This is a genomic window from Labrys sp. 22185, assembly GCF_052045555.1.
In the GTDB taxonomy this organism is placed as follows: Bacteria; Pseudomonadota; Alphaproteobacteria; order Rhizobiales; family Labraceae; genus Labrys; species Labrys neptuniae.
The window spans coordinates 76,960-100,727 of the sequence record NZ_JBQEPH010000010.1; the positions used below are offsets into that span (position 1 = coordinate 76,960).

The following is a 23,768-nucleotide window of genomic DNA, read 5'->3' on the forward strand; positions in this document are numbered from 1 at the left end:
GCCCATCCATGCAAAGGATATCCCAAAAGACACCGCGAGAGGCACCCCATGTGGATTCTCCTGACCGTCTGCCTGATGAGCGCGCCCGACTCCTGCCGCGAGGAGCGCCTCAGCTGGTCCATGGATACGCGGGACAGCATGGCCTGCCTGCTGCATGCGCAGGAAACGATCGCCCAGTGGCAGTCCATGCACCGGCAATGGCAGATACGCAACTGGCGCTGCGTCACCACGCGGAACCTCTCCACCGACATCTGAAAACAGGCTCTGCCGGGGGCGTTTTGCGATTTACGGCATCCGGCAAGGAGCGCAAGAACGCGCCAGCGGGAAGCCGGAGCAAACAAGCGTTGCCATCCAAACGCGCTTGGCTCGGAGAGCCGAAGCCTTGCGTCAGCGCCTCAGCTGGGCAAGTGTGCGTCGGCAACCGACTCTAATGGTCGGAACAATTCTGGTTCGTCGCGGTATGGGATCGATTCGAGGCTCTCTCTCCTTTCTGATCGCCGGCGCCGCCATGCTGACCCTGCTGGCGGCGGCCGGCCTGCTGTTCGCGGTGCGGACTTCCGATTTCGCGGTCGAGCGCCTCACCGTGTCGCAGCGCCGGCTCGACCTGCTGGCCGAAGCCTCCGGACGTCTGACCGACTACGCCTTTGCCGCCATCGACAGCGCCCAGACCGCAGCCTCCAGCCGCCTGCGCCTGACTGCCCTGAAGAACCAGATCGACACCGTGCTGACGGCGGCCGGCGCCGACCCCTGGCAGGGCGAAACCATCCCCGGCCGCGTCGAGACGCCGGAGCGCATGCTGGCACTGCTGCGCGCGGATATCGCCGGCCTGGACGCGTCCATCACCGCCGGGCTCGAGCAATCGGATAGCGCGGCCCGCGGCGATACCATCCGCGGTGCCCTCAACGGCTTCGGCCTCAGCGCTGGTCCGCGCTTGTCCGCCTTGGTCGAGGCCGAGCGACAGGCCGTCAAGCTGGCACGTGAGGACATCGCCCGCACTTCCCGGCGCCTGACCATCGCGGCCATCGCCGCGGCGATCCTGGCCATTCTGATCGCGATCCTGCTGCACCAGCGCATCATCCGGCCGCTGCTGCGCCGGATCAGCGCCATCGACGACGCCGCCATCGCCATCGGCCGCGGCAAGCTCGATACCAGGCTCGCCGTCGGGGCACGCGACGAACTCGGCCTGCTGGTGGCGCGCTTCAACCGCATGGCGGCCTCGCTGGCCAGACGCGAACATAAATTGTCGCTGGACAGGGCGGCACTCGAACGCATCGTGGCCGAGCGCACGGCCGATCTCACCACCGCCAATGAGAGGCTGGCCGGCATCGACCGTTCGCGCCGGCGCTTCTTTGCCGATGTCAGCCATGAGCTACGCACCCCGCTCACAGTCGTGCTGGGCGAATGCGACATCGCCCTGCGAGCGCCCTCGATCAGCCCCGAGGAAACCCGCACGACTTTCACCACCATCCGTCAGCGCGCCTTCCGCCTGCATCGGCGCGTCGAGGACATGCTGCGCGTCGCGCGCTCGGAAAGCGGCGAGATCACCCTCGATTTCCGCCGCATCGACCTGGCGCGCCTGCTGGCGGACACCGTGGAGAGCTACGCGCCTGTGGCCAGGCGCCACCAGCTCGAAATTGCGCTCGTCCTGCCCGAATCGCCCGGCGACATCGTCGCCGACGGCGATTGGATCCGCCAGGTGATCGAGGGGCTGATCGACAATACCATCCGCCATGCCAAGGGCGCCACACGCATCGAGGTGCGCCTGGAAGATAGCCCTGACGCCGCCGGCATCTTCGTCAGCGACAATGGCTGCGGCATTCCAGCCGAGGCACGGGAGCAGGTGTTCGAGCGTTTCGTCAGCCGCAACGGCGCTGCCTCTTCAGGCTTCGGCATCGGCCTGGCCTTGGCCCAGTGGGTTATCGCGCGACATCACGGCAGCATCGTTATAGCATCGGATCCAAACACCGAGCGCGGTACGCGGGTGGCGATCACGCTGCCTCGAGCCGCCGAAGGGAATACGCACACAGGATTTGCATCATGAATGTATTGCTCGTCGAAGATGATGCCGACATTGGCTCGATGCTCAGCAGGGGCCTGAAGGTCGAGGGATTCGACGTCACCACGGTGGAACGGGCGGACCAGGCCCTCGACACTGCCCGGGACATCAACCCCTGCGCGGTGGTGCTGGACATGATCCTGCCCGACGGTTCGGGGCTCGATGTCTGCCGGGCCTTGCGCGAGACCGGCTATACGGGACCGATCCTGTTCGTCAGCGCCAAGGACGAAGTGCAGGATCGGGTCGACGGCCTCACCGCCGGCGCGGACGACTACATCGTCAAGCCTTTTCAGTTCGATGAATTGGTGGCGCGGCTTCGCACCCACCTCCTGCATCGGTCCGGCACCTCGGATGAACATGAGCGCCTGATCGTCGGGCGCCTCGTGCTCGATCACGAGACGCGCCAGGCCCATTACGGCACCGTGCATGTGCGCCTGACGCAGCGGGAGGCTGAATTGCTCGCCCTGCTGATGCAGAGCGCCAACCATCCCGTCTCGCGCGGCGAGATCTTCGACCGCCTCTGGGCCACGCAGGGGGGCGTCTCGCTCAATGTCGTCGATGTCTATGTCGGCTATCTCAGAACCAAATTCGCCGACATCACCCGCGTCGGTGGCCCGCTGATCGGCACGGTTCGCGGCCGCGGCTTCATGCTCGACATGGCGGGCAACCGCTCGGGACGGTGAGAAAAGCGGCGGATAGCATTAGAGGCTAACCAGAGCGCCTCGCCGCTGGCAGCACGCTCTTGGAATCGACGGCCCGACTGGCGGTCCGTCATCAGGCGAGCGAGAGCAGCGCCTCGGCGAAGGCGGCGGGCGCCTCCTGCGGGAAGTTGTGGCCGATGCCCGGCAGGATGGCGCGCCGATAGGCACCCCTAAAATGCGGAGCGTCGTGATCGTCCGGCTTGGGCGGGTCGACGCCATCGGCACCGCCCTGCATCACGATTGTCGGCACGCTGATACGGGGCTGGCCGGCCAGCCTCGCCTCGATTGCCCCGAGCGCGGAATCGCCGGGCACCACGCCATAGCGATGGCGATAGGAGTGGATGACGATGTCGACGAAATCCGGATTGTCGAAGGCGGCGGCGCTCTGCTCGAAGGTCTCGTCGTCGAAGTCCCAAAGCGGCGACCATGTCTTCCAGATGAAGCGGCACAGCGCCCGTCGGTTCGTTTCCAGTCCGGCCCTGCCACGCTCGGTGTTGAAATAATATTGATACCAAAAGCGCGCCTCATCCTCCGGCGCAGCAGGCAGACCCGAGCGGGCAATGTCCTGGATGTTATAGCCGGTTCCACAGCTCACCAGCCCGCGTACCCGTTCCGGCCAGAGGGCCGCGACGATGCAGGCCGCTCGCCCGCCCCAGTCATATCCGCCCAGCAGAGCCTTCGGGATCGACAGGGCGTCCATGAGTGCCAGAAGATCGGCACCAAGTGCCGCCTGCTCGCCCGAACGCGGCGTCTGTGGCGAACGGAACCGCGTCGGCCCGTAGCCGCGCAGATATGGCACGATGCAGCGCAGGCCTGCCGCGGCCAGCCGCTCGGCAACCTCGCCATAGGCATGAACATCATAGGGAAAGCCATGCAGCAGGATGGCGGCCATGCCGTCGGCCGGACCGATTTCGAGATAGGCGATGTCGAGGTCGCCGGCCTGGGTGAGCTTCACGCACCGCTCCCAGTGACAAGGACGAGCAAAAAAGCGAGTCTGCGGGGTTGGCCAGACCGTACCAAATCGCCTCGCGACGGCAATAGCCCAAAGCCTGAAAAATCCAACCGCTCCTTTCCAGCGGTTTTTCACTTGCGGTATTGATGGAAGACGTGGATAGTGTTGTTGGTAATGATCTTGGTATCATCCAAGATTAATACTTATAAATTCCTTATGAAAAAGCTCACAAACCAAGCAACGGAGGAATTGAAATGCGCTGGACCAAACCTGAAATCATCGAGTTCTGCGTTGGAATGGAAGTGACGGGCTATATGTCCGATGAGGACCTGCCGCCGGAATTCTAAGTTGAACCGGCGACAGCAACGGAATCGGGGTCGTGCAGGCAAGCTTGCATACCATCGTTCTCGGGGCGGCGGCCGGGGGTGGGGTTCCGCAATGGAACTGTGCTTGCCCGGTCTGCCGTCTTGCGTGGGCCGGGGATCCTAGGGTCCGGCCGCGCACCCAGTCGAGTATCGCGGTTTCGGTAAATGGGGAGGATTGGCTCTTGCTCAATGCCTCGCCTGACATCCGCCAGCAACTCCAGGCTGTGCCTGCGCTCCAGCCCGGGGATCCATCGCATCACAAGGGATCCGCGCGCCACTCGCCGATTGCTGCGGTGCTTTTGACCAACGGTGATGTCGACCATGTTGCCGGCCTGCTGGGCCTGCGCGAGCGCCAGGCTTTCACGCTCTATGGCACGGCCGAGACGCTGGATAGCCTCGCCGGCAACCGGATCTTCGACGTGCTGGCGCGCGACCTCGTCGACCGAAAGGCGGTAAGGCCGGGCCAGAGCTTTGAGGCCCTGCCGGGCCTGACCGTGACCCTGGTACCGGTTCCGGGAAAACTGCCGCTCTGGCGCGAGAACGAACCGATGCGTCTGGGCGAGGAGAGCGAGGCGACGGTGGGCGTGATCCTGGCCGGCGGCGGCAGGCGGATCGCCTATATTCCGGGCTGCGCCGACGTGCCGCCCTGGCTGCGCGAAACCATTGCCGGTGCCGATCTGTTGTTGTTCGACGGTACGCTGTGGGAGGACGACGAGATGATCCGGCACGGCTTGGGCACCAAGACGGGGCGGCGCATGGGTCATATGCCGATTGCCGGCCCTGACGGATCGATGGCCGCCCTCGCCGGCCTGCCCGTGGAACAGCGGGTCTTCATCCATCTCAACAATACCAATCCGGTCCTGGTGGAGGATTCGCCTCAAAGGCAGGCGGTCGAGACGGCGGGTTGGCAGGTCGCCCATGACGGCATGGTATTTTCGCTATGACAACGCTCCTTTCCCCCGCCGCGCTGGAAGCTGCCTTGCGCGATATCGGCCATCAGCGCTACCACAATCTCCATCCCTTCCATGCTGCCTTGCATGGCGGCCGGCTGAGCCGCGACCAGGTCAGGGCCTGGGCCCTCAACCGTTATTTCTACCAGGCCATGATCCCGGTGAAGGACGCCACTATCCTCGCCCGCATGCAGGACCCGGGGCTGCGGCGGATCTGGCGCCAGCGCATCGTCGATCATGACGGCACCGGTGATGGCGATGGCGGGCTGGAGCGTTGGCTCAAGCTGACCGACAGCCTGGATTTCCCGCGCGATTACGTCGTCTCCACCCGCGGCCTGCTGCCGGTGACCCGCTATGCCGTGCAAGCCTATGTCGATTTCGTGCGCGACCGCTCGCTCCTGGAGGCGATCGCCTCCTCCCTCACCGAGCTGTTCGCGCCCACCATCATTTCCGAACGCCTTGCCGGCATGCTGGCGAGCTATGATTTCATCTCCCCTCAGGCCCTCGCCTATTTCGACAAGCGCCTGTCGCAGGCCCCCCGCGATGCCGATTTCGCGCTCGATTATGTCAAGCGCCACGCCACCAGCATCGCCCTGCAGCAATCCGTCCTCGCCGCCCTCGCCTTCAAATGTGACGTGCTGTGGGCGCAGCTCGACGGCCTGCATCACGCCTATGTGACACCCGGCCTGCCGCCGCCCGGCGCCTGGCTTCCAGGCATGGAGCTGGCATCATGAGCACGCTCTCCGCCGAGGACGTCCCCAGCCTGCCGCGCGGGGTCAGGCTCCGCTTCGACAGCGTCCGCAACAAGCACATGCTGCTGGCGCCAGAGCGTGCCTTCGGCCTCGATGCGGTCGCCGCCAGCGTGGTGGAACTGGTCGACGGCCAACGCAGCGTCGGCGCGATCTGCGATCTGCTCGCCGAACGCTATGGCGAAAAGCGCGAGGTGATCGAGGGCGATGTCATCGCCATGCTCGACGATCTCCTCACCAAGCGGGTGATCGAGCGATGACGAACCACGCCCGCATCCCCAATCCGATCGGCCTGCTGGCCGAGCTCACCCATCGCTGCCCGTTGCGCTGCCCCTATTGCTCCAACCCGCTCGAACTCGACCACCGCGCGCAGGAAATGGACACGGCGACCTGGAAGCGTGTGTTCTCGGAGGCCGCCTCCCTCGGCGTCCTGCATGTGCATCTGTCCGGCGGCGAGCCGACGGCCCGGCCCGACATCGTCGAGCTGACGGCCCATTGTGCCGAACTCGGCCTCTACACCAATTTGATCACGGCCGGTGTCGGCGCGGCCGATGCCCGGCTCGAGGCCCTCGCCGAGGCCGGTCTCGACCATGTGCAGCTGTCGATCCAGGCTGCGACGGCGCAAACGGCGGAACATATCGGCGGCCTGGCCGGAGCCCATGCCAGGAAGCGCGACTTCGCCCGGCATGTGGTGGCGCTCGGCCTGCCGCTGACGGTGAATGCCGTGATCCACCGCGCCAATATCGGCGAGGTCGGCGACATCATCGATCTTGCCGTCGAGATGCAGGCCAAGCGCGTCGAAATCGCCCACACCCAGTATTACGGCTGGGCGCAGCGCAACCGCGCCGCCTTGATGCCGACGCGCGCCGAGGCCGATGCCTCGATCGCTTTGGTGGAGGAGGCACGCGAAAGGCTGAAAGGCCGCATCGTCATCGACCTCGTCGTGCCCGACTATTATTCGGCCTATCCCAAGCCCTGCAACGGCGGCTGGGCGCGGCGGACCTTCAACGTCACGCCATCGGGCAAGATCCTGCCCTGCCATGCTGCCGAAACCATCCCCCACCTCGAATTCTGGTCGGTGCGTGAGCATACGCTGGCAGAGGCGTGGCTGAACTCGCCGGCCTTCAATGCCTATCGTGGCACCGACTGGATGCCGGATCCCTGCCGCAGTTGCGAGCGCCGGGAACGCGACTGGGGCGGCTGCCGCTGCCAGGCCCTGGCCCTGACCGGCGATGCCGGTGTGACCGATCCAGCCTGCCACAAATCGCCCTGGCACGACCGCATGCAGGCCCTGGCCGCCAGCGAATCGGCCGTTTCCTCACCGCCGGCCTATGACTACCGCGTCATGACAGCCGCCCCCCGACCGATGGAAGGACAGCCGGCATGAACGATCGTGCACGTCGCAAGCCGGGAAGAGCATGGCTGTCCGCCCCGGCCCTCCTGGTCCTCGCCGGTGCTGCCCATGCGGCCGCGGCGACGCCGGACGCCGCCACCCTGCTGTTCGAAGAACCCCAGCTCGACAAGACCGCCGTCAACCAGGTGCTCACCTACGCCTACCACCGCAAGAGCGCCGACGACAAACTCTACGGTGCCTCCTTCGACGACACCATCCGCCTCACTCTCGACAAGGGCGAGACGGAGCAGACCCGCACGGTGCAGGTCCAGCTCTTCAGCGGTGCGCACCGGCGCGCCGCCGGGCCGTTCGAGAACATGAGCGGCAATCCGGTGCTGAGCCTCTTCCTCGAGCATCATATCGGCGTGCTCGCCGAGGCCTACCAGGCCAATCCGCGCTATTTCAAAACGGCCATCCGTACGGCCCTGCGCGACAAGGCCGAGGTGAAGCCGGCGGAAATCCCCTTCGAGGGCCGCACGCTTCCCGGCTGGCGCGTCTCGATCCAGCCCTTCAGCGACGACCCGAACAAGGCCCGGCTCAACGGGTTGGACACGCTGCGCTACGAATTCCTGGTGGCCAGGGACCTGCCCGGCGAGATCGCTCGCATCGAAGTCTCGGCGCCAGGAAAGAACAGCCCGCTGCTCGACGAAGGAATATCCTATGAGGCCAAGCCTGACTGACACGCTTCTGGCATTGCTGATGCTGGCAGCCACGGCCGCTCCCGCGTTCGCCGCTGAGGTCGAGAACGACTATCCGACCAAGGCGCGAGTCGACTATGTGATCGGTTGCATGGCCGCCAATGGCGAGACGCGGGAAGCCATGGAACGGTGCGCCTGCTCGATCGACGTGATTGCCTCCATCCTGCCCTATGACGGCTATGAGAGGGCCGAAACCATCCTGTCCATGCGCCAGGGTGTCGGCCAGCAGTCCGCCATCTTCCGCAGCACCAAGCAGTTCGACGACGTCGTCGCCAATCTCCGGCGCACCCAGGCCGAAGCCGAGATCCGCTGCTTCAAATAGGATTTCCAGGCACTCAGCCGTTCAGGGTCGCGCCATCCCACAGCGGTTCCAGACGCTGCCGGGCCCGCGCGACGATCTCCCTGTAATCGGGCTTGAAGGGCGCAGCCAATTGCTTTTCGAGATGGCCGAGAAGCCCGAGAAGGGCGGCACATTCGGCTGTACTCCGGAAACAGGTGCCTGCCGGCGTGGCATCTGTTTTTGGATCGCACCAGCGCGACAGCAGTTCGAACAGGACGACGGCCTCGTTGGCATCGAGACGGATTTCGACGGTATCCTGCGTTTCCGGGCTTTCGGTCATGGCCTGATCACATCGCGGTGTTTCAGCGGCAATGTTGCGCACGACACGTTATGTCCTCGATCCGAGGAGGCACGTCAAAGAGTTCCTCAACTGCCTCCATCCGCGGGAAAGGCGCGCTTGAACTCGTTCCCTTCCGTGTCCCTAGCATCGACGGAGATCGGCTGGCCGTCCTTGTCATAGCTGAAGCGGAAGGTCGGATCCTCGCTGAGCGAGATGCCGCCCTCCATGGAGAAGATCGGTCTCTGCCCCTGGGTGACCGCCAGGGTCTGCACGAACCAGGCCGGCGTGTAGAGCCGCGTCACCTGATCCATCTGCATGCCGGAATAATTGGGGTGGCGGATCTGAATCTGGGCTTCCTTGCTGCCCGTCCCGGAGAAGTCGCGAAAGCGCATCTTGCCCAGATTGGCCTTCGCCTCCACAGGATCTTTGCCGGCCGGAGCCGAGCAGCCGCCGGCCGCTTTCACGAAAGCCTTGGTCATGTGCAGCCTGCCGTCGCTGGTCTCACCGACCGCCCGGACATAGGAATAGGAGTTGACGCGGATGCGCGTCGACAGGCTGAACTGCCTGCGCCCCTCGCCGAGCTTGAAGGCAGCGACCAGCGGCGAGGGATTCTCGTCCACCACCAGGGTGATCGCCCTGATCGTGCGGCTGTCATCCGCCGGCAGGTCGACATGCACTTCGATCGGCACCAGCGCCGCATCCTCTGCCCTGACCGGCGCACTCAATCGCAAGACCGGCTCGGCATCGATGGTCTTTTCGCCGAAGAGATCCGGGCGGATCGACTCCCAGCTCGCCTCGCTCGGTGTGTCACCGGCCTCGGCCCAGCCCGGGATGGCGAGGAGCATGAGCGCGACCAGCCCCGTCCCACCCAGGAAGCGGCGGCGCGAAGGGCACGATCCTGCCCGTTTTTCAAGAAAGGTCATCGTCCATCTCCCTTTCTGATGCCGGCAGCACAAAGACAGCCGTTCACGGCCGCGGCTTGACCGTCTCCAGGGCCAAGCCTACGCCCTTCCAGCCATCGACGCCGTCGGCATACCAATAGACCCGGCCATAGCCATAGCCGAGCGCCCGCTTGGCGGCGTTCCACGACATCCAGCAGTCCTTCTTGCAGAAGAACACCAGCGCCTCCTCACGGCGGCCATGGGTCAACTCGGCCAGGCTACGCTTGAAATAATCCTCCGTCGCCGCCGCCAGCGCACCGCGCCCGACTTCCGGCAGCCATACCGCGCCGACAATGGTTTCATGCGGCGGATCGCGCCATAGCGTACCGGCGGGAAGCTCGGCAGGCTTCGGGGGATGCGGCAGGACATCGACGAAGATGGCCCCTCGCTGCTTCCAGAGTGCCTCGGCCCGCGCCGTATCCAGGACCGTGGCTCCGGCGAGCGTCGCCGGTGTCGGTGCCCTGTAGTCGTTGAGACGATAGCCGCTCGGCTCGGGCGGGGAACCAGCATGGGCGGGCAGTGTCGCAAGGGCCAGGACCAGAAGGACAGCACTGCGCGCGATCGGCCTGATCATCGCCTTATTCCTGCACCTGGCCCGCGGCGAGATTGGGCCGCTCGGCCGGCAGACTGTCGACGGAAACCTGCGGCACCCCATAGTCGGACAGCGCCTGCGCGATCTCCTTGCTATGCTTGCGGATGGCAGCGTTGAGCGTGTGCTTCCATTGCGTCTCGTTGGCCCGGATGCCGAAGGTGATGCGATAGGCCAGGAGCGGGCGCTCGCTTTCCTGTACGAGCGGAATGACCTTGAGCGGCTTGGCCGCCTTGCTGGCGTAATAGCCGGCGATCGGCCCCCACAGCAGCGCACCGTCGGTGTTTCCGGCGACGAGATCGTCGATGGCTTCCTTGCCCGCCGCATTGTCCTGCTGATCCAGCGTCAGCCCATAGCTCCTGGCGTTGGCGATCAAGCCAAGACGCTGCAGGTGGTCGCCCGGCGGGGTCCCGGCGATGATGCCGAATCGACGGCCCTTGAGGGCGGGATCCTCCAGCTTGGTGACGCCGGCCAGCGGCCCGTCCGCCTTGACCACGAGGACATAGGTCGACGCATAGTAGGGATTGGTGTGCTGGGTGAGATCGGAGCCCGAGGCGGCCCCGATGATCACGTCGCACAGGCCGGTGCCCAGCGTGTTGCGCACGAAGCCCATGCCTTGCTGCAGCCAGTAATAGCGCACCGGCCGCTGCAACTCCTTGGCAACGATCTCGGCGATGCGGTTCTCGAACCCTTCCTGGCGGCGGTTCGAGAACGGCATGTTGGCAGGGTCCGAGCAGACGCGCAGATTGGCCTTGTCGACGAGTTCCGGCACCTGCTGGGCATTGGCGGAATTCAAACCGAGCACCATCCCGGCTAGGACAAGGCCGGGAACAAGAAGCAGGCTGGACTCAGTTTGCCATGCAGGCCGTTTCGGCATCCTTGGCACTCTGCGGCTTGGGGTCGTGTTTTTCGGGACGGACACGTGCGAGGGCACCATCGCTGCGCGCCCGCAGATAAACATAGATGTCATCAAGATAGCACATCACGTTTCGGTTCGTGCCAAAAGTCGGCATCACCTTCTGGCTCGACGTGCTCACATCCTTGCGACCCTGGACCACGACAGTGGTGAACTGCTCATAATTCATCTTCTTCAGGGAATCGGTGAGCGCCGGCGCATAGGTCGAGCCTGCCCCGTCGGGGCCGTGGCAGACCGTGCATTCGGAATGGTAGCGCCGATAGCCGGAGAAGGTATACCAATCCACATTGCCATCTGCAGTGATGTTATAGGTCGGTGCACCCTCGGCATCGCTATACTTGCCGTCTTCACTGCTGGCCGGCTTGGCCGGGTCGGCGAAGGCCGAGGTCGCTGCGAAGAGGCCCAGCGCCAACGCCGTCAGGCCGAAGAGCGCGTTGCGATACAGGGGGGCGGGGCGGTTCCCGGCTCGTGATTTCGTTGGATTGGCTTGAACAAGCAATCGTTTGTCTCCCACTCAGGGCACAGACCACCATTTCGCGGGCCGAAGGGCACCGAAAGCCGGAAGTCTTCGTTTTTGTCTGGCGAGGGGGCTGGGAAAGACGACGTCTCCCCAGCCCCGACGGGATGATCGGCCAAAGTGTTTGCAATTTGCCGATATCGACAAGGGGCGCAAAGACACCTGAGACAGCAAGCCAGGGCAAACGCGCATTCACGGCGGAACGCGCCTTGCCCTGGCTGCTGCATCACGTGCTCATGGCAGCGCGAACACCGTCAGCTGTCCGCCGAGCGCCGTGTAGTTGTTGAGGGCTGCATAGCCGCCAACGGCACCCAGACCCGCATTCGGATCGGTCAGGCCTGCCGCCAGGCCGATGCCGGCCCAGCCACCGACACCCGAGAGCACGGCGATATATTGCTTGCCCTTGTGGGTGTAGGTCATCACGTTGCCGATGATGCCGGAGGGGGTCTTGAACTTGTAGAGTTCCTTACCCGTCTTGGCGTCGATCGCCTTGAGATAGCCTTCCAGCGTGCCGTAGAACACGACGCCACCGGCGGTCGCGAGCGGTCCGGACCACACCGAGAACTGCTCGGGCAGCGACCATACGATCTTGCCCTTGGCAGCATCCCAGGCAATGAAGTTGCCCATGCCGCCATGGCTGTTGGGGGCCGGATACATCGACAAGGTAGCGCCGACATAGGGCTGGCCCGGGGTGTAGCTCACCTTGAACGGCTCGTAGTCCATGCAGACATGGTTGGTCGGCACGTAGAACAGGCCGGTCTTGGGCGAATAGGCCATCGGCTGCTGGTCCTTGGAGCCGAGAGCCGCGGGGCATACGCCCTTGGTGTTGACGTCTTCGCCATTCTGCTCGGTCGAATATTTGGCCACGACCAGCGGACGACCATAGGTCTTGCTGTTCTTGTCCATGTCGACCTTGGTGGCCCAGTTCACGACCGGGTCATACTTCTCGGCAACCAGGAGCTCGCCCGTCTCGCGGTCGAGGGTGTAGCCGAAGCCGTTGCGGTCCAGATGGACCAGGGCCTTGTGCTCCTTGCCGTCGATCTTGAGATCGACCAGCGGGACTTCGTTGACGCCGTCATAGTCCCATTCGTCATGGGGGGTCATCTGATAGACCCACTTGGCCATACCGGTGTCGGCATCGCGGGCGAAGATGGTCATCGACCACTTGTTGTCGCCCGGGCGCTGCTTGGGGTTCCAGGTAGAGGGGTTGCCGGAACCGTAATAGACCAGGTTCAGCTTGGGATCATAGGAATACCAGCCCCAGGTGCAGCCACCGCCGGTCTTCCATTGGTCGCCTTGCCAGGTCTTGATGCTGGAATCCTTGCCGATCGGCTTGCCGAGTTCGGTGGTCTTTTCCGGATCGACCAGCATTTCCTCGTCCGGGCCCATGGAATAGGCGCGCCAGGCTTGCTTGCCGGTCTTCAGGTCATAGGCGGTGACATGGCAGCGCACGCCGAATTCACCACCGGAAATGCCGACAAGGACCTTGTCCTTGACGGGCATGACGGTCGCGGTGTTGGTCTCGCCCTTTTTCGGGTCGCCGTTGACGACGGACCAGACCACCTTGCCGGTCTTGGCGTCGAGCGCCACGACGGTGGTGTCGGCCTGGTGCAGGAACACCTTGCCGTCTGCATAGGCCAGGCCGCGATTGACCGTGTCGCAGCACATCACGGGAATGACGTTCGGATCTTGCTTGGGATCGTAACGCCAGATGATCTTGCCTTCATTGTTGAGATCGAGGGCATAGACCGTGTTGGGAAACGGCGTATGGACATACATGATGTCGCCGACGACCAGCGGGGAGCCTTCATGGCCGCGCAGGACGCCCGTCGAGAATGTCCAGGAAACCTGGAGCTTCTTGACGTTTTCCGCAGTAATCTGGTCAAGTTTCGAATATCGAGTATTCGCATAATCGCCGGTCTGCAGCACCCACTGATTGGGGTCCTGCGTCAGCTTTTGAACTTCGTCATTGGCGTAGGCCTGCGCGCCGAATAACAGCGAGCAGACCACGCCCAGCCACGCTATCAATATTTTCATTGGGCTTCCTCCGAGTGGCCACACGCATGCCGTCCCGCCGGACCACATGCCGAACTTGATGTCGTTCTTCTAGCCTTGGGGATACCTCGTCTCTTCGACAGCGTGTCACAGCCGGCGGATCCGCCTCGTAGCCATAGGCATAAGCCGCTGGCTTTCGAATCGACACTGCGATCCCCATCACGGTGCCGTTGGAAGTCGAAGATGCGTTACCTTATGCAACGTGTTCAGTTCATGCAAGATTTGACTGACATGACACTAGATTTATTTTTACCTTATTATGGTGCGTCGCATCATTTATTGAGTGCACCGCAAAATCACGGCGGTACTATACGGTTCTTCGGCTGGGTACTGGCTATTCCCATTCGAGTTCGTGAAAGGCACTTGTGGCATTGCGTGGATTGAACTCGTCAAACAGCTGCCAGTTGTCGCGCTCGGATTGCCCGGCCCGTTCCGCCGCCTCACGCAATGTCCGTCCTTCGGCGATCATCGCGCGCACGTCGTCGCGCAGGCGCGTGAGATAGCGCCGCATCGGATCGGCCGCCGCCGGCCAGGGCATCGCGGCCGGACCATGGCCCGGCACGACGCGGGCGGCCGGACGCGAGCGCAGGGTGTCGATCACGGCAATCCAGCCCATGAGGCTGCCGTCAAGCGCCGGGACGTGGCCGGCAAAGAGCAGGTCTCCCAGGAACCAGGTGTTCGTCTTCTCGTCCAGCACGGTGAGATCGGTGTTGGTATGGGCCGTCGGCCAGGCCTCCAGCAGGAGGCGGCGGCCGCCGAGATCGAGATCGAGCCGGTCCTTGACGAGCAAGGTGGGAGCGACCGCCTCGGTGCCGGCGAAGGCAGCCTCCCCGATCAGCCGGCGCGTCGCCGACAGATAGGTCCCGGCACGCGCGGACAGGGCCTCGGGCAGGTTGGCATGGCCGACGATCGTCACGCCCGGCAGGCGGAAGGCGGTATTGCCGAGCAGATGGTCGGGATGGACATGGGTGTCGATGACATAGCGAATCGGCTTGTCGGTACGGGCGCGGATGGCCGCCAACAGGGCAAGACCGGCCTGCCGCGAACCACCCGTATCGATGACCGCGACCGCCTCATTGCCAACGACGAAGCCGGCATTGCCGATAGCATCGGCATTGCCCGGCGCGGCCAGTTCATGCGGGGCGGCAAAAACGAAGACGCCCTCGGCTATTTCCGTCATCGGCAAGGGCGTCGGTAGCGTCTCAGCCGAAACGAAGCCGGGAAGCAGGACAAGGCAGGCCGTCATCCAAAGCCGGGCCAGCATCACGAGCCGTTGCATCCTGCAAGCTCCTTCCTCGGCCACCGGCCTTACAAGCCGAAGCGCTCGGCAAATTCCCGGTGCCGCGTTTCGATCCAGGTCGAATGCCGGTCCTGGCGCGCTTCCACGATCGCGACCTCATGGAGGATGCGGGTGGGACGGGGGCTCAGAAACAGCAGCCGATCGGCCAGGCCGATCGCCTCGCGTACATTGTGGGTCACCATCAGAACCGTGATGCGATGGTCGGCGACTTCTGCCAGCAGGCAGGCGCGCAGTTCCAGCGCGGCCTTGTCGTCGAGCGATACGAAGGGCTCGTCCAGCACCAGCAATTGCGGCTCCAGGGCCAGGGCCCGAGCCAGCGCGACGCGCCGCTGCAGGCCAAGCGACAGCGCATGCGGATAATGCGCGCGCCACTCGGAGAGGCCGAGCCGCCCGAACAGAGCGTCGAGGTCACGCCGACGCTGCGACGGCGGCAAGGCGATGCGGACATTCTGTTCCACCGTCCGCCAAGGCAGCAAGCGCGGCTCCTGGAAGGTCACCCCGACCGTCAGCGCCGTGATGTCGGGCTCCACCCTGCCCTCAAAATCACGATCGAGCCCGAGCAGGATCTTCAGGGCCGTGGTCTTGCCGCAGCCTGAAGGCCCGATCAGGCAGGTGAATTCACCCACGGCCAGCGAAAGGTCGAGCCCCCTGACGGCTTCCACTGCCCTGCCGCGATCATCGCGATAGATCTTGCTGGCGATGCTGAGGTCAAGCAAGAGCGGGGCGCCAGCGTCGGGCATGCTTCTCAAGGGGCTGCAGCAGGAGGAATTCGATAGCGAGCATGACGCAGGTGAAAGCGAGAGCATAACCCAGCACCGCCGTGACATCCGAAAGCTGGAAATAAAGTGAAATCGCGTAGCCGACCCCCGACGAGCGGCCGAGCAATTCGACCACCAGCACGATCTTCCAGACCAGGGCCAGGCCCGAACGCGCGGCCGCAGCGATGTAGGGCGCCAGCTGCGGCATCAGGACATGGCGCAGCCAGGTTCCGGCCGGAAAGCGATAGACATGGGCCATCTCCTCCAGGTCGCGATCGAGGGCCCGCGTGCCCTCACGCAGCACCACGATGACATTGGGGATCTTGTTGAGGGCGACCGCCGTCACTGCCGCAGCTTCCGTCAGGCCGAGCCAGATGTAGCACAGCACGGCGATCACCAGGGCCGGCATGTTGAGCAGCACCAGGAGCCAGACATCGAAGGCTGCGTTGGCCCGGTGCCAGCGGCCAAGGGCGATGCCGATGACGCTGCCGATCAGCATCGCCACGCCGAAGGCGCCGGCAACCCGCCACAGCGTGATGCCGATATTGGCGACCAGGTCGCCGCGCCGGGTCTCCGCGACGATGAAGGCGAGCACCGCCGCGGGCGAGGGCAGCAGCGGGCCATTGGCCAGCCTGGCCGCGACCTCCCAGATCGCCAGCAGGGCAAGCAGCGAGACCAACCGGGCCGTGAGGCCGGCCAGGCGTCCACTGCTCCAATCTGTCAGTGTCCGGCCCAATAGAGCCCCTCCGGAAGGGTGGCGGTCTTGCCGACAAGCTTCTCGCCGCCGAGTTCGGCCAGCTTGGCGTAGAGCTTGGCGGCATCGGCCCGTTCATCGGCGATCGCCCGGTTGGGAATGCCGGCAAGGAAGGTACGCCTGAGCACGTTATAGGTCGCCTCGTCATCGGCCTGCATCAGGGGGCGGAGCTGCGCCCAGATCGCCTCCTGGCTCGCCAGGGCCTGCTTGGCCTGCCTGGAGGCGGCGGCAAAGGCGGCGATGCGCTTGTCATGTTGCTCATCGCCCCGCTTGAAGACATAGCCGACGAAGGAGATCGACCCCTCGACGCCGAAGGAGCGCGCGACCTCGTCGGCGCCGATCAGGCGCTTGAAGCCCTTGGCTTCGAGACGCGCGCAGAAATTCCAATAAAGCAGTGCCGCATCGAGTTCGCCCTGTTCCAGCTTCATGCTCAGCAAGGGAGGCGCCCCGAACACCGGCTCGGCCACCTTGGCCAGGTCGATGCCGGCCTGGTGCCGGGCATAGGCCTGCAGCAGGATCCAGCTCTTGTCGAGCGCCCCGCCGGCCACGCCGATGCGCTTGCCGGCAAGGTCGGCGACCGTGGCGATCGTCGATCCCGGCGCCCGCATCACCGCCCCCTCCGAGGCCGAGAAAGGCAGGAACACGATGTCACGTCCCTCGCCGCGCATGCGCGCCGCCCAGAGCAGATCCGAGACGATGCTGTCGACGGCATCCCCGAGAAAGGCGATGCGCGCCGCATCGTTGGAGGCGAGCTTCAAGGGATCGATCCTCAAGCCCGCCGCCTCGTCCAGGCCGAGTGCCCGGATGGCAGCGAGCTCCCACTCGACCGTACCGAAGGATAGAACACCCACGCGCAACGGCGGCAGTTGCGCCCAGGCCGTTCCGGCAGAGCCAAGAAGTCCTCCCCCCAGACCGGCGCCCGCAAGCGCGAGAAATTGTCGCCGTTTCATCATTGCGGCAAACCGCCGTCGAAACGCGCCATGGCACGCCCAACCCCATCAAATTGTTTCTGAAAAGGCCGCCGCTGCCGAACCGGGAGCGAGCCGAAATCGCCGGACATCAAGCACGCATCCTCCTTGTGCAGATAATATCTATTCTTGACAAGGAGTGTGATCATCATTCTTCATGCTGTCCAGTCACTTTACGTTGCGCCTAGACTGATTCACAACACAACACGACATGTGAAGAACAAAATAAGCAGAAATTAAGCTTAATCTTCGATGACTTCGGATGAATGGCCGAAAGGGAGAGAAAATGCGACAGGTCGCCGTCGGAATTCTTGCCTCTATCCTGATATCGAGCGCTGCACTCGCACAAGATGCAGCGCTCGGCGAAAAAGTATTCATCAAGTGTAAAGTTTGCCACCAGGTTGGAGAGACAGCCAAGAATGCCGTAGGCCCTGAGTTGAATGGAATAATCGGCCGTAAATCCGGATCGGTAGAAACTTATACCTATTCACCAGCAATGAAGAGTGCCGGCCTGACCTGGGCAGAGGACACTCTCTCAGAATATCTTAAGAACCCAAAACAGAAGGTGCCCGGCAACAAGATGGCCTTTGTCGGCCTGTCGAAGCCCGACGACATCGCCAATGTCATCGCCTATCTCAAGCAGTTCGACGCCAGCGGCAAGAAGGCACCTTGAGGGGAGCGGCAACCACTGCACACCTACACTGAAAACGCGACAGGCGGATGGGGGCCAGCCCCCGCCCGCCGGTCGCGCAGCCGTCATTCGGCAGCAGCGAATTCCGTCTTGGAATCATGCCTCAGGCCCAGGACCAGCAGGGCCGAGACCAGCGGCAGCAGCGACAGGGCCAGAAGCCCCATGGCGGTGCCTCCCGTCTGGTCCTTGAACCAGCCGATCAGATAGGGTCCGCCGAAGCCGGCGAGATTGCCGATCGAATTGATCAGGGCGATGCCGCCCGCCGCCGATGCGCCGCTCAGGAAGGCGGTCGGCAGGGTCCAGAACAGCGAGAAGGTGCAGAACACGCCGATGGCCGCCACCGTCAGGGCGATCATCGTCAGCACGGGATCGCTCAACGCGCTGGCCGTGGCCAGGGATAGCGCGATCAGGAACAACGGCAGCGCGACATGCCAGACCCTTTCGCGGGTGCGGTCCGAATGCTGCGCCCACAGCACCATGGCGACCGAGCCGAACACATAGGGTATCGCGGTGACGAAGCCGGTCTGGATGTTGCTGAGGCCGAAGGCCTTCACGATCTGCGGCAGCCAGAACTGCATGCCATAGAGCGCCCCGACGAAGCCGAAATAGACCAGACTCAGCACCAGGACCCTGGGCGAGGCCAGCGCCTGACGCAGGCTCATATGGTGTGCGGCCTTCCTCGCGCCCTCCTCGCGCGCCAGGCGATCGGAAAGCCAGCGCTTCTGCTCGGAGCTGAGCCAGGCCGCCGACGCAGGACGGTCGGTGAGATAGAACCAGGTCACGATGCCGAGCAGGGCTGCCGGCAGGCCCTCCAGAATGAAGAGCCATTGCCAGCCCTTGAGACCGCCGACGCCGTCCAGACCCAGCAGATAGCCTGAAATCGGGGCACCGATCACGGTCGATACCGGCACCGCCACGGCAAAAGCGGCGAGGATGCGAGCACGGTATTTGGCCGGATACCAGTAGGTCAGATAGAGGATGATGCCGGGAAAGAAGCCGGCCTCGGCCACGCCGAGCAGGAAGCGCAGCACATAGAAGCTGACCGGACCGGCGACCAGCGCCATCAGCGCCGAGACGATGCCCCAGGTCACCATGATGCGGGCGATCCAGCGGCTGGCGCCGACCTTGTGCAGGATGACGTTGCTGGGCACCTCGAAGAGGAAATAGCCGATGAAGAAGATGCCGGCGCCCCAGCTGAACACCAGGGGCGAAAACTTCAGCTCGTCATTCATGGTCAGGGCGGCAAAACCGAGATTGACGCGGTCGAGATAGGCCAGGAGATAGGCCAGCATCAGGAACGGCAGCAGGCGCCAGGATACGGCACGCACCGTCGATGCCTCGATCGCCTGCCCGTCCCGCTCCGCCATGGCGCTCATCGGGCAATCCTCCCCTTTGCTGGCGGATGCTTGCGACCGGCCTCGTTCGCCGAGCCGGCACACCGCCTTTCCGACGCCGGCGGCAAGTGCGCTCACGACGGAACGCTCTCACCCCAACGCCTTGTTCTGACGCGACCTTGCGGTTCCCGCTGATTCCGTCAAATCACAAAATGCGCCGGCGCCCGCCCGCTACGGCGCTTCTTCCCGGATGCGGTAGGCGCAACGCCGGGCGCCGTGGACAATATGCTCGGTTCGCTCAACGGAGCAGCGTGGCCCGAGCATTTCGCGGAAAATCGCCAGTTCCGAACGGCAGAAACCCTGGCAGGCCGTGGCCGCCGCACAGATCGGGCAGTGGTTCTCGATGAGGAGCCAGCCCCCGTCCTCCATGGGCCGCTGCTGCGCCATGTAGCCCTCGCGCGTGCGAATCCCGGCAAGCGCGGCGACGCGGGCCTCGGTTCCCTCCACCCGGCCAAGCTCGGCGCGGTAGGCCGCGCGCATCTCCTCCTCGCGCGCCGCGATCAGGCGCTCGAGCGCTTCGGGCCCGAGCAGGTCACGGATGTTGCGCAGCAGGCCGACGGTCAGCTCGGCATGGGCGTCGGGAAAGCGGCTATGCCCCTGAGCCGTCAGCCGCCAGAACTGGGAGGGCCGGCCGACGCCCCGAGCCACCGATTCGGTCTCGACCAAGCCTTCGGCGGCGAGCTTCATCAATTGCTGCCGGGCGTTCTCGCCGGTCGTGCCGATCGCCTTGCCGAGCTCGGCCGCCGTCTGCTGCCCCTTCGTCTTCAGGAGGAACAGCAGGCGATCGGGCCCGGACCGTCCCTGCAGGCTCGAATTTTCCAGCTCCGGCGTCGACATGACCCTCTGCAGTCTATATTCAAAGCATCTACTTGCTTTATACGGTTACGAACAGCGGGATGCAATCGCGCGATGGCCCCGTCGTCGCCTCTTGAATTCCAGCAACCCGGCCGCCACTCTCGCAGCATGGCTGAGCATGATGAAGAGGGAGCGAAGACCGCTCCGCCGCCCGCCGATCCGGCAACCGCGCGGGACGTTCACCTCGCCTACAAGGTGGACATCGTCGTGATCGGCGCCGGCCAGGCCGGGCTTTCGAGCGCCTATCATTTGCACGAGCTCGGCCTGCCGGCGGGGCGCGGTTTCCTGGTGCTCGACAAGGCGCCCGCGCCCGGCGGGGCTTGGCAATATCGCTGGCCGTCCTTGACGCTGAGCACCGTCAACCGCGTGCACGATTTGCCCGGCATGGCCTTTGCCGATGTCATCGATCCCGGCCTCACCGAGGTGCCGGCGGCGGAGGCGGTGCCGCGCTATTACCAGGCCTATGAGCGCAAATTCGAGTTGCCGATCTATCGGCCGGTGACGGTCAAGGTGGTGTGCGAGCGCGGTGGGCGCTTCTGGGTCGAGACGGATAGGGAGACCTTTTCGGCGCGCGGCCTGATCAACGCGACCGGCACCTGGGAGACGCCCTATGTTCCCGACTATCCCGGCCGTGAGAGTTTCGGGGGGCGCCAGCTCCACACCCGCGACTACCAGACCGCCGAGGCGTTCGCCGGCCAGCGCGTCCTCGTGGTCGGCGGCGGCATCTCGGCGGTGCAGATCCTCGACGAAATCTCGCGCGTGACGCAGACGATCTGGGTGACCCGCCGCGAGCCTGAGTTCCGCGACAGGCAGTTCACGCCCGAGGACGGGCGGGCCGCCGTCGCCCTGGTCGAGGATCGGGTGCGGCGCGGCCTCGTGCCCGGCTCGATCGTCTCGGTCACCGGCCTGCCCCTCACCCCGGCCCTGCGGGCGGCGCGCGAGCGGGGCGTGCTGGCGCGCCGGCCGATGTTCAGCACGATCACGCCCGAGGGCGTGCGCTGGGCCGACGGCAGCGAGGAAAAGGTCGACGTCATCCTGTGGTGCACCGGCTTTCGCTCCTCGCTCGACCACCTGGCGCCGCTGCAGATCCGCGAGGACGATGGCGGCATCGTGATGGCGGGCCGGCTGGCGACCGAGGTCGCCCGCGATCCGCGCATCCATCTCGTCGGCTACGGCCCCTCGGCCTCGACCATCGGCGCCAACCGCGCCGGCGCCGCGGCCGCCCGGGAGCTGACGGCGACGCTGGGGATCGGCGGTGAGCCGATGAGCCCGGCTCCTGCGGAGTAAGGCTCAATTAGCCTTCCCCACTTCGTGGAGAAGGCTGGTCGCGTTCCTCTTTTCAAGGCATCCGGATGAGTGAGAGCTCACCCGGTCTTCAGCGCATCCGTGTCGATCGGCAAGGTGCGCACGCGCTTGCCGGTGGCGGCGAAGACGGCGTTGGCGACGGCCGGGCCGACGGCGACCGTCGCCGTCTCCCCGATGCCGCCGGGGGCCTCGGCGCTCTTGACCAGATGGGTTTCCACCACCGGTACTTCGTCGATGCGCATGGGCAGATAGGTGTCGAAATTGCCCTGCTCGACTCGGCCGTCCTTCAGGGTGATGGCGCCGTGCAGCGCCGCCGTAAGCCCGAAGATCGCCCCGCCCTCGACCTGCGCGGCGATGGTGTCGGGATTGACCTGCAGGCCGCAATCGACGGCGCAGGTGAGGCGATGCACCTTGAGCGTGCCGTCGGCCGCCGTCTCCACCTCGGCCACCATCGACATGAAGCTGCCGAAGGCGAACTGCACCGAGACACCGCGCCCGCGCCCCTTGGGCAAAGGCTTGCCCCAGCCCGCCTTCTCGGCCGCCAGCGTGAGCACGCCGAGCGCCCGCGGATTATGGGCGAGCAGTTCCTTGCGATAGGCGACCGGGTCCGCCTTGGCCGCGGCAGCCAGCTCGTCCATGAAGCTCTCGACCACGAAGACGTTGTGCGTCGGCCCGACGCCGCGCCACCAGGAGGTCGGGATGCCCGGCGGCTCGACCCGGACATAGTCGACATGGATGTTGGGCAGGGCATAGGGCGGCTCGGCGGCCGCTTCCACCGCATCGGAATCGATGCCGTCCTTGAAGGCCGGCGGGAAATAGCGGGCCAGGATGGAGGAGCCGGAAATCCGATGCGTCCAGGCCACCGGCTTGCCCGAAGCGTCGAGCCCGGCCGACATCCGGTCGAAATAATAGGGCCGGTACATGTCGTGCTGGATGTCCTCCTCGCGGCTCCAGATCACCTTCACCGGCCCGTCCACCTGCTGGGCCACCTTGACGGCGCGCGCGACGCCGTCCGCCTCCAGCCGGCGCCCGAAGCCGCCGCCGATCAGGTGGTTGTAGACCTTGACCTTGTCCTTGGGCAGGCCGGTGATCTCGGCAGCGATCGCCTGGGCCATGGTGGGCACCTGCGTGCCGACCCAGACCTCGCAGCCATCCTTGCGCACATGCACGGTGCAGTTCATCGGCTCCATGGCGGCATGGGCGAGGAAGGGCACCTGGTAGATGGCTTCGAGCTTCGTGGCCGCGCCGGCGAGCGCCTTGGCGGTGTCGCCCTCGTTGCGGGCGACCGCCCCCGGCTGCTTGGAGGCCTCGGTGAGCTGGCTGATGATCTGGGCGCTGTCGACCTTGGCGTTCGGCCCGTCGTCCCAGGTGATGTTGGCGGCGGCGAGACCCTTCTTGGCCGCGCCCATATGGTCGGCGACCACGGCGACGGCGTCGTCGGTCTTGACCACCTGCCTGACGCCCTTGACGGCGAGCACCGCCTTGTCGTCCACGGATTTGGGCTTGCCGCCGAACACCGGCGAAATGGCGATGGCGGCGACCTTCATGCCCGGCAGCTTGACGTCGATGCCGAACTCGGCCTTGCCGACCACCTTGTCCGGCGTATCCAGCCGTTTGGCCGGCGTGCCCAGGAGCTTGAAGTCCTTGGGGTCCTTGAGCTTGAGGCTCTCGGGGGCGGGCACCGGCATGGTGGCGGCCTCGTCGGCGAGCTCACCATAGCCAAGCGTGGCATTGCTGGCCGGATTGAGCACGGAACCGTCGCGGGTCGTCAGCTTGGCGGCATCGACGTTCCAGCGCTTGGCGGCGGCGGCGACCAGCATGGTGCGGGCGGCCGCGCCGGCCTGCCGCAGGGGCTGCCAGAAGGCGCGTATGGTGGTGGAGCCGCCGGTGGCCTGGCTGCCGAGCAGGGCGTTGCCATAGAGCTTGTCGTCGGGCGGGGCATGTTCGAGCTTGACCTGGTGGAGGCCGACCTCCAGCTCCTCGGCCAGCAGCATGGCCTGGGCGGTGTAGACGCCCTGGCCCATCTCGACCATCGGCATCACCAGCGTCACCAGGCCCTGCCTGTCGATGCGGATGAAGGCGTTGGGCGCGAAATCCTTGGCCTCGGCCGCGGCGACCGGCGATCCGGCCAGCGGCGGCAGAGCGAGCGTGAGAACGAAGCCGCCGCCGATGGCGGCTCCCGCCTTCAGGAAGGCGCGGCGATCGAGGTGTGAACGTGTATCGGTACCGTCGGGCATGATC

Annotated in this window: 25 protein-coding genes and 1 pseudogene; 11 read left to right on the plus strand and 15 right to left on the minus strand. The window is 65.1% G+C overall.

What is annotated here, in order from left to right:
• The first annotated feature begins 48 nt into the window (after positions 1 to 48).
• The 3 genes from ACTJKX_RS20080 (at position 49) to ACTJKX_RS20090 (ending at position 2,739) form a co-directional block, all read left to right on the plus strand.
• Positions 49 to 255, plus strand: coding sequence for a hypothetical protein (locus ACTJKX_RS20080; protein WP_440726274.1), 207 nt, complete (start codon positions 49 to 51; stop codon positions 253 to 255).
• A gap of 205 nt (positions 256 to 460) precedes the next feature.
• Complete coding sequence (locus ACTJKX_RS20085; protein ID WP_440726275.1) at positions 461 to 2,041, plus strand: ATP-binding protein; 1,581 nt, start codon at positions 461 to 463, stop codon at positions 2,039 to 2,041.
• Complete coding sequence (locus ACTJKX_RS20090; protein WP_367624942.1) at positions 2,038 to 2,739, plus strand: response regulator transcription factor; 702 nt, start codon at positions 2,038 to 2,040, stop codon at positions 2,737 to 2,739. Before ACTJKX_RS20085 ends, ACTJKX_RS20090 begins: the two co-directional genes overlap by 4 nt.
• 91 nt (positions 2,740 to 2,830) lie before the next feature.
• On the opposite strand, the gene ACTJKX_RS20095 is transcribed toward ACTJKX_RS20090, so the two are convergent.
• Positions 2,831 to 3,712 carry an alpha/beta fold hydrolase gene (locus ACTJKX_RS20095; protein ID WP_440726276.1) on the minus strand — a complete coding sequence of 294 codons (882 nt, stop codon included), beginning with the start codon at positions 3,710 to 3,712 and terminating at the stop codon, positions 2,831 to 2,833.
• A 251-nt stretch (positions 3,713 to 3,963) separates the two neighbouring features.
• Between ACTJKX_RS20095 and pqqA the strand changes: the two genes are divergently transcribed.
• From pqqA to ACTJKX_RS20125, 6 genes and pseudogenes are all read left to right on the plus strand, one after another.
• The gene (gene pqqA, locus ACTJKX_RS20100; RefSeq protein ID WP_068288997.1) at positions 3,964 to 4,056 is read left to right on the plus strand and encodes a pyrroloquinoline quinone precursor peptide PqqA; all 93 of its coding nucleotides are present in this window, start codon (positions 3,964 to 3,966) and stop codon (positions 4,054 to 4,056) included.
• 44 nt (positions 4,057 to 4,100) lie between these two features.
• Positions 4,101 to 5,018: a pyrroloquinoline quinone biosynthesis protein PqqB gene (pqqB, locus tag ACTJKX_RS20105; protein WP_311940509.1), complete on the plus strand. Its 918-nt coding sequence runs from the start codon at positions 4,101 to 4,103 to the stop codon at positions 5,016 to 5,018.
• Positions 5,015 to 6,033, plus strand: a pseudogene (gene pqqC / locus ACTJKX_RS20110) (pyrroloquinoline-quinone synthase PqqC). Before pqqB ends, pqqC begins: the two are co-directional and overlap by 4 nt.
• Positions 6,030 to 7,160, plus strand: coding sequence for a pyrroloquinoline quinone biosynthesis protein PqqE (gene pqqE, locus ACTJKX_RS20115; RefSeq protein WP_440726277.1), 1,131 nt, complete (start codon positions 6,030 to 6,032; stop codon positions 7,158 to 7,160). The pseudogene pqqC and the gene pqqE overlap by 4 nt, the downstream one beginning before the upstream one ends.
• Positions 7,157 to 7,846 (plus strand): hypothetical protein, encoded by a 690-nt coding sequence (locus ACTJKX_RS20120; protein WP_440726278.1) that lies wholly within the window; start codon positions 7,157 to 7,159, stop codon positions 7,844 to 7,846. Before pqqE ends, ACTJKX_RS20120 begins: the two co-directional genes overlap by 4 nt.
• Positions 7,827 to 8,186, plus strand: a complete 360-nt coding sequence (locus tag ACTJKX_RS20125; RefSeq protein ID WP_394313236.1) for a hypothetical protein — start codon at positions 7,827 to 7,829, stop codon at positions 8,184 to 8,186. The genes ACTJKX_RS20120 and ACTJKX_RS20125 overlap by 20 nt, the downstream gene beginning before the upstream one ends.
• Before the next feature lie 13 nt (positions 8,187 to 8,199).
• Here the strand turns inward: ACTJKX_RS20125 and ACTJKX_RS20130 are convergent, their stop codons facing one another.
• From ACTJKX_RS20130 to ACTJKX_RS20180, 11 genes are all read right to left on the minus strand, one after another.
• Positions 8,200 to 8,484 carry a hypothetical protein gene (locus tag ACTJKX_RS20130; RefSeq protein WP_440726279.1) on the minus strand — a complete coding sequence of 95 codons (285 nt, stop codon included), beginning with the start codon at positions 8,482 to 8,484 and terminating at the stop codon, positions 8,200 to 8,202.
• Between the two features lie 86 nt (positions 8,485 to 8,570).
• Entirely contained in the window at positions 8,571 to 9,407 is an 837-nt protein-coding gene (locus tag ACTJKX_RS20135; protein ID WP_440726280.1) for a quinoprotein dehydrogenase-associated SoxYZ-like carrier, read from the minus strand.
• 43 nt (positions 9,408 to 9,450) lie between these two features.
• Positions 9,451 to 9,999 carry a PQQ-dependent catabolism-associated CXXCW motif protein gene (locus tag ACTJKX_RS20140; RefSeq protein WP_440726281.1) on the minus strand — a complete coding sequence of 183 codons (549 nt, stop codon included), beginning with the start codon at positions 9,997 to 9,999 and terminating at the stop codon, positions 9,451 to 9,453.
• Between the two features lie 4 nt (positions 10,000 to 10,003).
• Entirely contained in the window at positions 10,004 to 10,819 is an 816-nt protein-coding gene (locus ACTJKX_RS20145; protein ID WP_440726365.1) for a substrate-binding domain-containing protein, read from the minus strand.
• A 43-nt stretch (positions 10,820 to 10,862) separates the two neighbouring features.
• Positions 10,863 to 11,342 carry a c-type cytochrome, methanol metabolism-related gene (locus ACTJKX_RS20150; protein WP_376717733.1) on the minus strand — a complete coding sequence of 160 codons (480 nt, stop codon included), beginning with the start codon at positions 11,340 to 11,342 and terminating at the stop codon, positions 10,863 to 10,865.
• 339 nt (positions 11,343 to 11,681) lie between these two features.
• Positions 11,682 to 13,484 (minus strand): lanthanide-dependent methanol dehydrogenase XoxF5, encoded by a 1,803-nt coding sequence (gene xoxF5, locus ACTJKX_RS20155; protein ID WP_311940499.1) that lies wholly within the window; start codon positions 13,482 to 13,484, stop codon positions 11,682 to 11,684.
• A gap of 352 nt (positions 13,485 to 13,836) precedes the next feature.
• Positions 13,837 to 14,781, minus strand: a complete 945-nt coding sequence (locus tag ACTJKX_RS20160; protein WP_440726282.1) for a quinoprotein relay system zinc metallohydrolase 2 — start codon at positions 14,779 to 14,781, stop codon at positions 13,837 to 13,839.
• A 29-nt stretch (positions 14,782 to 14,810) separates the two neighbouring features.
• Positions 14,811 to 15,542: an ABC transporter ATP-binding protein gene (locus tag ACTJKX_RS20165; protein ID WP_311940496.1), complete on the minus strand. Its 732-nt coding sequence runs from the start codon at positions 15,540 to 15,542 to the stop codon at positions 14,811 to 14,813.
• Positions 15,511 to 16,296 (minus strand): ABC transporter permease, encoded by a 786-nt coding sequence (locus tag ACTJKX_RS20170; protein ID WP_394313245.1) that lies wholly within the window; start codon positions 16,294 to 16,296, stop codon positions 15,511 to 15,513. Before ACTJKX_RS20170 ends, ACTJKX_RS20165 begins: the two co-directional genes overlap by 32 nt.
• The gene (locus ACTJKX_RS20175) at positions 16,281 to 17,267 is read right to left on the minus strand and encodes an ABC transporter substrate-binding protein (RefSeq protein ID WP_440726283.1); all 987 of its coding nucleotides are present in this window, start codon (positions 17,265 to 17,267) and stop codon (positions 16,281 to 16,283) included. The genes ACTJKX_RS20170 and ACTJKX_RS20175 overlap by 16 nt, the downstream gene beginning before the upstream one ends.
• A complete protein-coding gene (locus ACTJKX_RS20180) occupies positions 17,264 to 17,434 on the minus strand; it encodes a hypothetical protein (protein ID WP_440726284.1) in 171 nt (56 codons plus the stop codon). Before ACTJKX_RS20180 ends, ACTJKX_RS20175 begins: the two co-directional genes overlap by 4 nt.
• A 134-nt stretch (positions 17,435 to 17,568) precedes the next feature.
• On the opposite strand from ACTJKX_RS20180, the gene ACTJKX_RS20185 reads away from it, so the two are divergent.
• Positions 17,569 to 17,955, plus strand: a complete 387-nt coding sequence (locus ACTJKX_RS20185; protein ID WP_394313249.1) for a c-type cytochrome — start codon at positions 17,569 to 17,571, stop codon at positions 17,953 to 17,955.
• An 83-nt stretch (positions 17,956 to 18,038) separates the two neighbouring features.
• Here the strand turns inward: ACTJKX_RS20185 and ACTJKX_RS20190 are convergent, their stop codons facing one another.
• Together ACTJKX_RS20190 and ACTJKX_RS20195 are read right to left on the minus strand one after the other, a co-directional pair.
• Positions 18,039 to 19,349: an MFS transporter gene (locus tag ACTJKX_RS20190; RefSeq protein ID WP_440726285.1), complete on the minus strand. Its 1,311-nt coding sequence runs from the start codon at positions 19,347 to 19,349 to the stop codon at positions 18,039 to 18,041.
• A gap of 189 nt (positions 19,350 to 19,538) precedes the next feature.
• Positions 19,539 to 20,204, minus strand: a complete 666-nt coding sequence (locus ACTJKX_RS20195; RefSeq protein ID WP_440726286.1) for a helix-turn-helix transcriptional regulator — start codon at positions 20,202 to 20,204, stop codon at positions 19,539 to 19,541.
• Between the two features lie 126 nt (positions 20,205 to 20,330).
• Between ACTJKX_RS20195 and ACTJKX_RS20200 the strand changes: the two genes are divergently transcribed.
• On the plus strand, positions 20,331 to 21,509 hold the full coding sequence (locus ACTJKX_RS20200) for an NAD(P)-binding domain-containing protein (RefSeq protein ID WP_440726287.1): 1,179 nt from the start codon (positions 20,331 to 20,333) through the stop codon (positions 21,507 to 21,509).
• Positions 21,510 to 21,586: 77 nt separating this feature from the next.
• Here the strand turns inward: ACTJKX_RS20200 and ACTJKX_RS20205 are convergent, their stop codons facing one another.
• Positions 21,587 to 23,764: a molybdopterin cofactor-binding domain-containing protein gene (locus ACTJKX_RS20205; protein WP_440726288.1), complete on the minus strand. Its 2,178-nt coding sequence runs from the start codon at positions 23,762 to 23,764 to the stop codon at positions 21,587 to 21,589.
• Positions 23,765 to 23,768 lie beyond the last annotated feature (4 nt).